The sequence below is a fragment of the Streptomyces sp. CY-1 genome (assembly GCF_047218265.1).
Lineage (GTDB): Bacteria > Actinomycetota > Actinomycetes > Streptomycetales > Streptomycetaceae > Streptomyces > Streptomyces niphimycinicus.
In genome coordinates this window covers 692200-704772 of the sequence record NZ_CP178393.1, presented here as the reverse complement: position 1 = coordinate 704772, position 12573 = coordinate 692200, and the positions used below count along the sequence as shown (strand labels likewise).

General features: G+C 69.7%; 12 protein-coding genes. 4 read left to right on the top strand and 8 right to left on the bottom strand.

Annotation, left to right across the window (positions count from 1 at the left end; all coding sequences use genetic code 11):
- Positions 1 to 120: 120 nt before the first annotated feature.
- The gene (locus ACK1X7_RS03280) at positions 121 to 810 is read left to right on the top strand and encodes a MerR family transcriptional regulator (protein WP_385158123.1); all 690 of its coding nucleotides are present in this window, start codon (positions 121 to 123) and stop codon (positions 808 to 810) included.
- 57 nt (positions 811 to 867) lie between these two features.
- Positions 868 to 1350 carry a VOC family protein gene (locus ACK1X7_RS03275; protein ID WP_385158119.1) on the top strand — a complete coding sequence of 161 codons (483 nt, stop codon included), beginning with the start codon at positions 868 to 870 and terminating at the stop codon, positions 1348 to 1350.
- A 212-nt stretch (positions 1351 to 1562) separates the two neighbouring features.
- On the opposite strand, the gene ACK1X7_RS03270 is transcribed toward ACK1X7_RS03275, so the two are convergent.
- Positions 1563 to 2513, bottom strand: coding sequence for a serine/threonine dehydratase (locus tag ACK1X7_RS03270; RefSeq protein WP_413114606.1), 951 nt, complete (start codon positions 2511 to 2513; stop codon positions 1563 to 1565).
- A gap of 35 nt (positions 2514 to 2548) precedes the next feature.
- Here ACK1X7_RS03270 and ACK1X7_RS03265 point away from each other — a divergent pair, with 35 nt between their 5' ends.
- Positions 2549 to 3199 (top strand): TetR/AcrR family transcriptional regulator, encoded by a 651-nt coding sequence (locus ACK1X7_RS03265; protein WP_390794534.1) that lies wholly within the window; start codon positions 2549 to 2551, stop codon positions 3197 to 3199.
- A gap of 57 nt (positions 3200 to 3256) precedes the next feature.
- Here the strand turns inward: ACK1X7_RS03265 and htpG are convergent, their stop codons facing one another.
- From htpG to ACK1X7_RS03230, 7 genes are all read right to left on the bottom strand, one after another.
- Positions 3257 to 5203, bottom strand: a complete 1947-nt coding sequence (htpG, locus tag ACK1X7_RS03260; RefSeq protein ID WP_390794533.1) for a molecular chaperone HtpG — start codon at positions 5201 to 5203, stop codon at positions 3257 to 3259.
- A 159-nt stretch (positions 5204 to 5362) separates the two neighbouring features.
- Positions 5363 to 5518: a hypothetical protein gene (locus tag ACK1X7_RS03255; RefSeq protein WP_385157907.1), complete on the bottom strand. Its 156-nt coding sequence runs from the start codon at positions 5516 to 5518 to the stop codon at positions 5363 to 5365.
- A gap of 161 nt (positions 5519 to 5679) precedes the next feature.
- Positions 5680 to 7281, bottom strand: coding sequence for an IS1182 family transposase (locus tag ACK1X7_RS03250; protein ID WP_413114605.1), 1602 nt, complete (start codon positions 7279 to 7281; stop codon positions 5680 to 5682).
- A gap of 223 nt (positions 7282 to 7504) precedes the next feature.
- Positions 7505 to 7951, bottom strand: coding sequence for a nitroreductase family deazaflavin-dependent oxidoreductase (locus ACK1X7_RS03245; RefSeq protein ID WP_385154014.1), 447 nt, complete (start codon positions 7949 to 7951; stop codon positions 7505 to 7507).
- 571 nt (positions 7952 to 8522) lie between these two features.
- Positions 8523 to 9179: a hypothetical protein gene (locus ACK1X7_RS03240; RefSeq protein WP_385154020.1), complete on the bottom strand. Its 657-nt coding sequence runs from the start codon at positions 9177 to 9179 to the stop codon at positions 8523 to 8525.
- Positions 9180 to 9367: 188 nt separating this feature from the next.
- Positions 9368 to 10075: a dienelactone hydrolase family protein gene (locus tag ACK1X7_RS03235; RefSeq protein WP_385154023.1), complete on the bottom strand. Its 708-nt coding sequence runs from the start codon at positions 10073 to 10075 to the stop codon at positions 9368 to 9370.
- A gap of 53 nt (positions 10076 to 10128) precedes the next feature.
- On the bottom strand, positions 10129 to 11685 hold the full coding sequence (locus tag ACK1X7_RS03230) for a Rieske 2Fe-2S domain-containing protein (protein ID WP_385154026.1): 1557 nt from the start codon (positions 11683 to 11685) through the stop codon (positions 10129 to 10131).
- Between the two features lie 257 nt (positions 11686 to 11942).
- Here ACK1X7_RS03230 and ACK1X7_RS03225 point away from each other — a divergent pair, with 257 nt between their 5' ends.
- Positions 11943 to 12548: a histidine phosphatase family protein gene (locus ACK1X7_RS03225; protein WP_385154029.1), complete on the top strand. Its 606-nt coding sequence runs from the start codon at positions 11943 to 11945 to the stop codon at positions 12546 to 12548.
- Positions 12549 to 12573: the final 25 nt, after the last annotated feature.

Here is a 12573-nt window from a genome sequence, read left to right as displayed (position 1 = left end):
CCGCCGGATTCGGTGCGGCAGAGCCGCGCTAACCTTCAACTCGCCCGTGAACCCTTGCCGGGAAGGTGACGAACCGTGAGCCGTACGGACGCCGCGCTGCGCCCCGTCGATCTGGCCCGGATGGCGGGTGTCTCCACCCAGCAGATCCGCAACTACCTCGACGCGGGCATCCTGCCCCCTGCCGCCCGCACCCCCGCCGGCTACCGCAGGTTCGAGGACCGGCATCGCAGAGCCCTGGTGACCTACCGGGCCCTGCTGCCGGGATACGGCGCGGAGACCGCCCGCGCGGTCATGCGGGCCGTCCACGCCGAGGACATCGCCCTGGCGCTCACCCTCGTCAACGCCGGCCATGCCGCGCTCCACGACCAGCGGCTCTCCCTCCAGGCGGCGGGGGAGGCGCTGGAGACGGTCGCCGGGCAGACCCCGGACACCTCGGCGCCCGCACGCTCCGGGCCACTGCGCATCGGCGAGGTGGCCGCCCGGATCGGGGTGCGCACCTCGGCCCTCCGGGTCTGGGAGTCCGCCGGTCTGCTGCGCCCGCGCCGCGACCGGGGCACCGGCTACCGCGTCTACGGCCCGTCCGACATCCGGGATGCCCGGATGATCGACCTGCTGCGCCAGGTCCGCTATCCGCTGCCCCAGATCCGGCCCGTCATCGAGGGCCTGCGCCGCACCGGCGGCAGCGACGCCCTGCGCGCGGTCATCGCCCGCCGTCAGGAGGGGCTCGCCCAGCGCGCCACGGCCATGCTCGAAGGCTCCTGCCGGCTGCACCACTACCTCACGGAAGATCGGTCGGCCGAGGACCGATGAATTCCCGGCGCGGGAGCGGTCGATAGGGGTAAACGCTCCCCAACGCAGGAGGAACCGATGGCCACCGACGGATTCACCACATGCCTGTGGTTCGACGGCAACGCCGAAGAGGCGGCGCAGCACTACATCTCGATCTTCAAGAACTCCAGGCTCGGACGGATCGCGCACTACACCGGGGCCGAGCCCGGCGGCGCGGAGGGATCCGTGATGACCGTCGAGTTCGAGGCCAACGGACAGAAGTTCGTGGGGCTCAACGGCGGGCCGCAGTTCACCTTCAGCGAGGCCATCTCCTTCCAGGTGCACTGCGCGGACCAGGACGAGGTGGACTACTACTGGAACAGGCTCTCCGAGGGTGGCGAGGAGGGCCCCTGCGGCTGGGTGAAGGACAAGTTCGGGGTGTCCTGGCAGGTCGTCCCCACCGTGTTCCTCGACATGGTGGCCGGCTCGGACCCGCAGAAGGTCAAGCGGGCCACCGACGTGATGATGAAGATGGGCAAGCTCGACATCGCCGCACTCCAGGCGGCGTACGACGGCGCCTAGCCGGCCCGCGGTCGTACGGGCTCGGTGCGCGGTTGTACGGGCCCGGCCCGCGAGCGCGCCGCTCAGCAGGTCGGATGAAGTCCACTGCGGTTCGGCAGGTGCCCTGAAGGGGCGCCGGGCTGTATGGATATGCGGCTCCGCCGCGGGGCGCGACCAGCCACGATGGCACCACAGACGGCCGAGGGCACGGCGCGGCACATCCAGCGGAGCGCTTAGCGGCCGTGGGTGAGGTCCGCGGGGTCGGTGTTGGCGCCGCAGAGCAGTACGGCGACCTTCTCCCCGGGCCGCGGCCGGTAGCCGCCGGAGGTGAGGGCCGAAAGCGCCGTGGCCGCCGCGTGCTCCACCGCGATCCTGCGGTCGTCCCACAGGGCCTGCCGCGCGTCGACGATCGCCTCGTCGGACACCAGGACGGACCGCACCCCGTCCTTGCGGGCCCACTCCAGTGCGTCTGAGGACACATGGCGCGCCCCCAGCGAGTCCGCCGCGACCGAGTCCACCGGGACATCGACCACCGCACCGGCCTCCAGCGCGGCGTTCAGGGCCCGGCATCCGTACGGCTCCACGGCGACGACCCCCACCCCGTGCTCCAGGGCGGACACCGCGACACCGGTGAACAGCCCGCCGCCCCCGACCGACACCACCACGGTGTCCAGATCGGGCCGGGCCTGGAGGATCTCCTCCATCACGGTGCCCGCCCCGGCGGCGATCAGCGGGTGGTCGTAGGCGTGCGACAGCAGCGCACCGGTCTCGGCGGCGTGCTTCTGCGCGGCCTCCCGCGCTTCGTCGTACTCGGTGCCGATCTGATGGACCTCGGCGCCGAGCCGGCGCAGCCGGCCGACCTTCACCGGGGGCGCGGTCTCGGGCACGAACACCGTGGCGGGTACGGAGTGCCGCGCCGCCGCCCACGCACACGCGAGCCCGGCGTTTCCGCCGGAGGCGATGGTGACACCGGTCTCCGGCAGGGTGCCCGCCTCCCGGTGGGCCCTGACGAAGTTGAACGCGCCGCGCGCCTTGAAGGTGCCCGTGTACTGGAGGAACTCCAGGGCCAGCCAACCCTCGGCCGCGCCCCATGTCCCCTGCTCCACCGGAGCGAGCGCCACCGGCCGGATATGTCCCGCGCCCCGTTGGGTCGCGGCTCGTACGTCCTCGATGGAAAGAGTCACTGAAACACTGTAACAACCACTGGTACGCTCGGCCCGTGCGAAGCAACCGGGACCGAGCCGATCAGCCCACCCTGGAGGCCATCGCGGAGGCCGCCCTGGCCGTCGTGGACGACGAGGGGCCCGAGGCGCTGAGCTTCCGCAGGGTGGCGCAGTCGCTGGGCGTCTCCCATGCCACGGTCTTCCGCCGCTGCGGCGACTTCGACGGTCTGGTGAACGCGTGCGCGGACCGGCTGGCGGCGCGGATGCCGCGGGTGGGGCAGGACCTCGACTGGGCCACCGCCACCGAGGCCCGCTTCTCCGCGTTCTACGAGGTGCTGATCGAGCATCCCGGGCTGGTGGCGCTGCGATCGGGCCGCGCCTGGTGGGGCCCGCATCTGCTGAGCCGCCTCGTGGAGCCGCAGCTCGCGCACAGCATCGCCGCAGGAATGGCGCCCGAGGCGGCGATCCGGATCTACCGGCGGCTGTATCTGCTCACCCTCGGCGCCGTCGCCTTCGTCGACCACCGCGACGCGAAGAAGGTGCGCACCGCCGCGCGCACGGCGCTCGCCGCCCTGGACCCCGAGGAATTCCCGGCCCTCACCGGAAACCTCGGCGTCGTCGTGCCCGCGCTGACCGACCACGAGGTCTACCGCGGCGCGCTGCGGCAGCTCATCGACGCCTCCGCGGCGGCCTGCGCCGGACGGTGACCAACGCCCGCGGGGCGGGCCCGGAGAGGGCCCGCCCCGCTTCGCGCCGCGACGTGGTTACAGCGTCTGCTGCACCCGCTCCGCCACCAGCTTGATGAAGCGCGACGGATCGCTCAGCTCACCGCCCTCGGCGAGCAGCGCCATGCTGTAGAGCAGCTCGGCCGTCTCCGCGAGACCGCTGTCGTCCTTGCGCTCACCATGGGCCTTGCGCAACCCGCTGACCAGCGGATGGGTGGGGTTCAGCTCCAGGATGCGCTTGATCTGGGGCAGGTTCTGGCCCATGGAGCGATAGATGTTCTCAAGGGCCGGGGTGACATCGAAGGTGTCACCCACGATGCAGGCCGGGGAGGTGGTCAGCCGCGTGGACAGCCGCACCTCCTTGACCTGCTCGCTCAGCGCCGTGGTCATCCAGGAGAGCAGCTCGGCGAAGTCCTTCTGCCGCTGCTCCCGCTCGGCCTCCGCCTCCTCGTCCTTCTCGTCCTGGGAGTCGAGGTCGACCTGCCCCTTGGCGATGGAACGCAACTGCTTGCCGTCGAACTCCGGCACGGCGTCGACCCACAGCTCGTCGATGGGGTCGGTGAGCAGGAGCACCTCGAAGCCCTTGTCCCGGAACGCCTCCATATGGGGCGAGCTCTCCATGATCGAGCGGGACTCGCCCGTCATGTAGTAGATGTGCTCCTGCCCGTCCTTCATGCGCTCGGTGTAACCGCGCAGAGTGGTCGGCTGCTCGGTGTCGTGTGTCGAGGCGAACGAACACACCTCGAGGATCGCCTCGCGGTTCTCCAGGTCGCTGAGGAGACCTTCCTTGAGAACGCGGCCGAATTCCGTCCAGAAGGTCCCGTAGCGCTCCGCGTCGGAGGACATGATGTCCTTCACCGTCGAGAGCACCTTCTTCACCAGGCGACGCCGCATGAGCTGAATCTGGCGGTCCTGCTGAAGGGTTTCCCGCGAAACGTTCAGGGAGAGGTCCGCCGCGTCCACCACGCCCTTGATGAAGCGGAGGTATTCCGGCATCAGCGCTTCGCAGTCGTCCATGATGAAGACGCGCTTGACGTAGAGCTGCACACCCCGCTTGCGGTCCTGCATATACAGGTCCTGCGGTGCGCGGGCCGGAATGAAGAGCAGCGACTGGTATTCGAAGGTGCCCTCCGCCTGCATGCGGATGGTCTCGAGCGGATCGACCCAGTCGTGGCTGATGTGCTTGTAGAACTCGTGGTATTCCTCGTCGGTGACCTCGTCCTTGGGACGGGCCCACAGCGCCTTCATCGAGTTGACGGTCTCGAGCTCGGGCGCCTTCTCCTCGCCCTGCTCGGCCTCGTCCGTCTCGTCCGTCGTCACCGGGGCCTGGGCGGGGGCCATCCTGATGGGCCAGGTGATGAAGTCCGAGTGCTGCTTGATGATTTCCCGGATCTTCCAGGGCGAGGCGTAGTCGTAGAGATGATCCTCGGTGTCCTCCGGCTTGAGCTTCAGCGTCACGGAGGTGCCCTGGGGCGCGTCGTCGGCCGGTTCGAGGGTGTAGGTGCCCTCGCCGCTGGAAACCCAGCGGGTGCCCTGGCTCTCCCCGGCGTGACGGGTCAGCATGGTCACCTCGTCGGCCACCATGAAGCTGGAGTAGAAACCCACCCCGAACTGCCCGATGAGGTCCGCGGAAGCGGCCGCGTCCTTCGACTCCCGCAGCTCCTTGAGGAATCTGGCGGTGCCGGAGTTCGCGATCGTGCCGATGAGCTCCACGACTCCGTCGTGCGACATGCCGATGCCATTGTCGCGGACGGTCAGTGTGCGGGACTCCTTGTCGACCTCAATGGCGATATGGAGATCAGAGGTGTCCGCCTGAAGGTTTCCGTCGCGGAGCGATTCGAGCCGCAGTCTGTCCAGCGCGTCGGAAGCGTTGGAGATGAGCTCGCGCAGGAAGACGTCCTTGTTCGAGTAGATCGAATGGATCATCAACTGGAGAAGCTGCCGCGCCTCGACCTGAAACTCGAAAGTCTCGACCCCTGTAGTCAACTGTTTCCCCTCATGAGATAAGTGTCGACGCCATCAAGCACCGTGCGTCATCGGCAGTTTATCGAAGGTGAGGGGTGCCGAGCGGCCTTCCGGGGAGATGGCGGACGGCCGCTCACGGGACACGGATACGGTGGCCCTGGGCGAGGGGGCCGGAGTGCGTCAGTCGTTGCCGCGCACCCTGCTCCAGTCCAGGGCCTCGGCGGCCTCCCGCTGGATGACCTCGGCCGCCTCCCGGGCCTCGGCGGGGACGTCGCCGTGCTCCGCCACGAGGCTGTCGTAGATCGGCACGAAGTCGGGTTTGTCGGTCGCGGTCATGTGGCGCACTTCCTTGGCTGCGGATTCCGGGTCAGCCCCCCGGCTACCCGATCCATCGAACGGTCATGCTTTGGCGTAGATCACACAGGGGTTTCCGGCGATCCACAGGGGCCCGGCGCGGTGGGAGGATGCTGACTCTGTCGGGGATCTTGGCGGTCTGTTCAGTCTTTGGCGGACCGCCAAGACCTCGGCCGGGTGATTCCGTGCTGGTCCAGGTAGTTCTGGAAGGCGGTCGGCGGCCGGGACGGAGGTGCTTCTCCGGTCGGCGGCCGTCGGCTGAGGCGCTCGATGTTTGCGGCGATGGCCGTGAACACGTGCTGTAGGTGGGCTTTGTGCTGTCCCCGGTAGCGGCAGTGGCGCATGCCGTGTCCGTGGGCGAGCTCGTTGACGGTGCCTTCCACTCCGGAGCGGACCGCATAGCGGGCCTGCCATTCGGATGTCTGCTGCTCGGCACGGACGCGGAGTTGCAGGTCACGGAGTTCTCGCGGGGGAAAGCCCACGCTCCGGGCGCTGTCGGCGGTGGTCGTGCAGCGGGTGCGGACCGGGCAGGGACGGCACTGGCCCTTGGTGAACCGCGCGATGATCAGAGGTGCCGCGGTGGGTGAGGAAGCCGGGTAGGGGCCGTGCCATCCCGCGCTGGTCTCGCCCTGTGGGCAGGTGACCTGCCGGCGGTCGAAGTCGATGTGGAAGTCGTCGCGGCCGAACCCGTTGTTCCTGCGGTGCTGGCGGGTGGTGTTGACCGGCAGTGGTCCGGTGACCGTGATCTGGTGTTCGCGGGCTGCCTGTTCCAGATGGACCAGGGAGGTGTAACCGCCGTCGACCAGGTGCTCGGCGGGCAGCAGCCCGCGGCGCCCCAGCCGGGTGTGGATGCCGGGCAGAGCCTTCGCGTCGTAGCCGGTGGCGTCGGTGGTGGCCACATCCGTGATCACGTTGACACCGTCCGGGTCACAGGTCTCGGTGAGATGCGCGACGAAGCCTTTCCAGCGGGTGTCGCCGCGGCGCGCGTAGCGGGCCGTCGGATCGTAGGGCGAGACGACCGCGACGGCCGAGGGCGGCAGGCCGCCGTCCTCGGCGGTGCGCCAGCGCAGGCGGCCGGCCCCGTCGCGGCAGTAGTTCTGCACCATGATCTGCCGCAGGGCCTGGACGCGGGGCCCGGACAAGCGTTCCGGCCCGTGCTGCCCGAGGTGCTCGATCAGCCGGACGGCATCGCCTCCGGTGGCGAGGATCCTGGACTTGGGGCGGGTGGGGTTCTTGCCCAGACGGACCGGACGGCCGTAGCGGCGCCCCCACTCCTCGTCGACCAGGCCGGCCAGCAGGTGCGGAGCTGTGCCGGCCAGTTCTTCCAGCGCGGCGCGGACCGCCTCGGTGACCAGTTCCAGCCGGGTCAGGTCGCGCACCGCGGCCAGGACATGGGTGGAGTCCGTGCGCTGGGTGGTGCGCTCACGGACGAGACCGGCCTCCTTCAGGCGCGCGAGCGCGAGGTCGAGGAGACGGTCGGCTCGGCCGTCCTCGGTGAGACGCTCACGGAAGTCGGCCAGCACGCTGTGGTGGAAGCCGGGGTCGTCCAGTTCCATGGCCAGCGCGTACTTGAAATCGATGCGGCAGCGAACCGCTTCGGCTGCCTGCCGGTCCGACAGACCGAGGAGGAACTGAAGCACGCAGACGGTGGCCAGCTGGGCGGGCGAGAGACCCGGGCGGCCATCACGCGGGTACCAGTCGGCGAAGTCCTCGTCACGCCACAGCCCGCCCAGGTGGTCTCTCACCCACATCGCCGTCGTACCGCCCGGATTGCTCGCCCGCGCCATCTGCACGGTCAGAGAAGGGACTGCTCACCGGAACGGGGGCGGAGCGACAACGGGCACCTCGACAACTGCATTGGTTCTTGAACAGAGCCGAGCATGCCCGTTGATCACACTGCCCCGCCGGGGATCCTCAAGATCCCCGACAGAGTCAGCATCGGTGGGAGGCGCCGGGCCCCGTCGCAGGTCAGTGCCCGGCGGGCGCCGGCTCCAGGACGAAGACCGGGATCTGGCGGTCGGTCTTCGTCTGGTAGTCGGCATAGTCCGGGTACGCCTCGACCGCGCGCTCCCACCACAGGGCCTTCTCCTCGCCCGTGACCTCGCGCGCGGTCATGTCCTGCCGCACCGGGCCGTCCTGGAGCTCGACCCGCGGGTCACCCACGACGTTGTAGTACCAGACCGGATGTTTGGGGGAGCCGCCCAGCGAGGCGACGACGGCGTAGATGCCGTTGTGCTCCACCCGCATCAGCGGGGTCTTGCGGATCTTTCCGCTCTTCGCGCCCCGCGTGGTCAGGAGGACCACGGGCATACCCCGCATGGTCGTTCCCTCGGTGCCACCGGAACTCTCGAACAGCTCGACCTGATCCCGTACGAACTGCTCCGGGCTCGGCTCGTACTCACCCTGCAACGGCATGATGTCCGTCCCCTTGCTGCGTTGTCCCTGATGCGAAGACTCGCCTGACGTCTCCCCGTGCCCATCCTCAACACAGGGAGTGCGCGAGATCATCCCGACAACACGGGGAGTACGCGAGATCATCCCGACGGGCTCCGGCCGTCGGGGCGGCGACGTGGAAGTCGTCCCTTACGCCGCCATGCGGCGCTGTTCGGGAGAGGGAGAGGGAGAGGGAGAGGGAGAGGGAGAGGGAGAGGAAGTGGGGGTGGGGGCAGAAGTGGGGGTTTCCTTGTCACCGTTCCGCTCCGCCGCGCGCTTCGACTCATCGGCCTGACGTCCACGAGCAGGGAAGGTCAGGTCCGGTACGTCGACGACCGGCGGCAGATCGGGAGTGAGCAGGGGCTGCTCATTTCTGTTCATGGGCAGCGGGTACCCAGGCGCGGCAGGCTCACCCTGCGATACCGGTCACAGTCGGACATGGCGGTCAGATCGGCGGTTCACGCCCGGGCGCGGTTCACGCCGGGGAGAGGGCGGGCCGTGGAGACGTCGCCGATCCGCGACGCGTCCACGGCCTGCCCTCGGTGCCGGCGGCTCAGCCCACGCGTTCGATGCGCGCGTTGCGGATCAGGAATTTGCCCGGCTCGCGAACCTGTTCGAAGGCGGCGTTGTTGAGCAGGGCGCAGCTTCCCGAGGTCGAGGCGACGGAGACCGTTGTCGACTTGTCGTTGTCCAGATTGGTCACCTTGAGTTTGGTGCCGACCGGGAATTGATTGCTGGAGGCGGCCGGGGCCCCGCCCTCACCGGACAGGGTGACGGTCGACCCCGCGCAGACGACCTCGCCGGAGGCGCCGGAATCACCGGCACCGGAGTCCGAGGGTGCCGCCGAGGCGGGAGCCGAGGCCGAGGCGCCGCCGTCGGCCGGGGCCGTCGCCTCCCCCTGGCCGGCCGCCTCGTCGACGGCGCACCCCGACGCCTTCTGCTTTCGCTTGATCTCCTCGATGACGGCCTGACGATTGGCTATCCGCGCCTCCGACTGTGCGTCCGGGTTGGCCTGCTGGTCCGCGATGAACTTCTGGTTGTTGGCCAGCGCCTGCTCCAGCCCGGTGCAGGCCGTGGAGGACTGTGCCGCGCCGTCCGTGCTGGCGTTGCTGGTCGCCGCCAGGACCCCGGCGCCGGTGCCCGCCAGCGCGAGCGCACCGACCAGCAGGCCGAGCTTCTTCTTGCCGCTGAGTGTCCTTTTGCGTGTCATTTCGACTCCCTTTCGAGCTGCTCGTCCTCCCATACGGGCGGCTGCCGAAGTCGTCTCATGACCGGCGGAAAATTTTTTGACGAATGTGATTGAGGATTAAACGGCGCCGGGGTCTTCCGGGCCTCACCTTAAAAGGGCCTTAAGGCTTCATGAAGCCTTAAGGCCCTTTCGGGCATAAGCCGATTTCCTCAGCCCAGCCGCCGGTGCAGGAAGTCCAGCGTGCTCCGCCAGGCCGATGCGGCGGATTCCGCGTGATAGGACGGCCGCTCGTCATTGAAGAAGGCGTGACCGGCGGGATAGAGCCGGAAATCCGGCTCCACCCCGGACTGCTCCCGGATGGCCAGGCGCAGCCGCTCCAGACCGTCCAGCGGCACACTGCTGTCGTTCTCCCCGAAATGGCCCAGGATGTCGGCCCGCAGCCCCGAGAAGTCCGGCAGGTCGCCCTGGATGACGCCGTAGAAGGGCACCGCCGCGCCGACCCGGGCATCGGTGGCGGCCAGATACAGCACGAAGCCGCCGCCCATGCAGAACCCGACCGCCCCCACGGTGGCGGAGGTGACCTCGGGCCGGCCGAGGAGATGGCCGACCGCCCCGGAGAGCAGCTCGACACCGCGCTCCACCGGCAGCTCCGCCATCATCCGGTACGCCTCTTCGGCGTCATGGGCGACGCTGCCCCCGTACAGATCGGGCGCCAGCGCGACGAAGCCCTCGCGGGCCAGCCGGTCGGTGACATCGGCGATGTGGTGGTCCAGGCCCCACCACTCCTGAATGACGATCACCCCGGGCCCCTGCCCGGAGGGCGGCAGCGCCAGATAGCCGTGGGCGGTGGTCTCCGGCCCGGGGAAGGTCACGTTCTGACGGGCGGGGGAGCCGGACGGCTCCGGGGCCTCGGGCATGGGCGTATCGCTCCTGTCCTACCGATCGTCACCGGCCCCGCTCCGGCCGCGGGTCAGGATCCGGCGGCGGGTTGCGACGTGGCCGACGCGCGGATGTCGTGTCCGTCCGAGGTCAGACAGCGGCCCGTGGACAGGTCGTAGCGCCAGCCGTGCAGGGTGCAGGTGAGGACGTCGCCCTCGATCTGCCCGAACCGGCCGAGGTCGGCGCGCAGATGGGGGCAGCGCCGCTGCACCCGCCAGCCGTCCAGCACGATGTCCTGGCCGTCGTCCTGGCATGAGTCGTAGTAGTTCTCCACGTACTCGATGCGCTCCATGGACAGGCACTTGAAGAACACATACAGGAACTCGTTGTAGGGCCCGATCCGGCTGGCGGTGAACCGCATCGACAGCAGCAGGCTGTTGGACCAGTCCACCTCGCGCCGGTCGATGTTGGTGGCCACCAGATCGGCCGAGGTGGAGAGCGTGTAGCGGCAGCGCTCACCGTCCCAGAGGCGGACCTCCCGCGCCGGGAAGTCGATCACGATCGGCACCTCGCCCACGTCCAGCCGCGCCGGGCCGCCGACGCCCGCACAGATCCGGTCGGCCCGCGTCAACAGCGGTTCCCACCATTGCTTCAGCTCGGCCAGCAGCCGCTCGCGCGGCAGCGCCGGGGCCCGCGAGGCGCGCTCGGCGGCGAGCACGGGCTGCTGCCGCTGGGCGAATTCCCGCAGATACGCGCGCTTCTCGCCGAAGATGTGCTCGATCTCCGACTCGGTGTAGCGGTGGGTGAGCTTGCACGCGGTGTCCTCCGGCTCCGCCACCGTCCCCGGCAGCAGCAGATGCGCTCTCACCTCCGGGCGCGCCCGGCCCAGTTGGCGCAGGAACTCCAGTTGGTCCACGAAGATGCTCGTCCCGTCCCGGCCGGTGCCATTGTGCTCGAAGAGCTCGTCGTCGAGGAAGCACGGCGGGCCCGCGTTGGGGAACACATGCTTGGCCTCCACCGCTTCGATATAGCGCAGCGCCCGGTCGAACTGCCCCTGCCGCTTGCGCGCGGCGAACTCCTTCTTGGCGGAGTCCGGCAGTTGGTACACCATCGGGTACCAGATCGCCCCGGAGAACTGGACGAAGTACGCGTCCACCTCGCCGAACTCCCGGATGGCCGCGATGTCCAGCGGATGGGCGTCGTTCTGGTTGAGCAGCACCGTCTCGCCGTCGTCCAGCGAGAGCGCCGAGTCGCCGATGGGGCCGTCCCCGGGGCCGGTCAGCGCGGTGATCATGATGCGCAGACCATCGCGCTCGACCGGTGCACCCGCGCGGGTGTGAAGGAAGTTCGTGAAGCCCAGCGCGCTCAGCTCGCGTTCCAGCTCATCGGTGGCGAAGGCCGGAAGCAGCACCGTGATGTCCTTGCGCACGTTCCGGCGCAGATTCTCCGCGTCGAAGTGGTCGCGGTGCAGATGGGAGACATACAGATAGTCCGCCGCGCGCCCGTAGTGCCTCCAGTCCAGATCGGTGTTGTCCGGGAACGGGAACCACGAGCCGAAGAAGGCGGGGTTCACCCATGGATCGCAGAGCACCGATCCCGCCGCGGTTTCGATGAACAGCCCAGCATGCCCAAGTCCGGTCACGCGCATACCACAGCACCTCAACCCGGTCGGTGACGTCCGATATCTCCACCGTGTGGGGGTTCGTGGCGATGCGCATCCGCGGCTGCGCTTGCCGGGTGGCGGGATCCGCCACCCGGGTCACGCCGGTGTGCCGGAATCCCACCGGGCTTGCGGCACACCGCCGTCTTGGCATGAGACCGTAGCGCGACGGTCGTCCGCCGCTACGGCGCGGATACCGGAAGATGCGCCTCTACGTGGGCGAATGGTGCGGATGAGGGGGGTGTGTGGTGCGGATCACGTTGGTCGCGCCCGCCGTCAACGCGGCGCTGCGGCAGGTGCGGTTCGACGACGCGCCGCCGGACCCGGCCGGGGTGCGCCGGGCCGAGGCGGCGGCCGCGGCGCTGCCCCACCACGACACGGCGTTCACCGGGCCCTCCGCGCGCTGCCGCGGTACCGCCCAGGCCCTGGGGCTCGACGCCGCCGTGGCTGCTGAGCTGGGCGATCTCGATGTGGGCCGTTGGCGGGGCCGTTCGCTGGACGAGGTCGGGCAGGAGGGGCCGGAGGAGGTCGCCGCATGGCTGTCCGATCCGGCCGCGGCGCCGCACGGCGGCGAGTCGCTGCTGGAGCTGGTGGAGCGGATCGGGGCGTGGCTGGAGGCGCACCGGGAGAGCCCGTCACCGGCCGCATCGCCCGCCTCCGCCCGCGAGGGGCGGCTGCTCGCCGTCGTGGAACCGGCCGTGGTCCGGGCCGCGCTCGTCCACGCCCTCGGCCTTCCCGCGCCCGCGTTCTGGCGGCTGGACGTCGCCCCGCTGACGGCGACGGAACTCAGCGGCCGTGCCGGCCGGTGGAATCTGCGCTGCGGATACCCGCTGGCGGGGAGCGCGTCGTAACGGGGCGCGTGTCCTGATGGAGGGT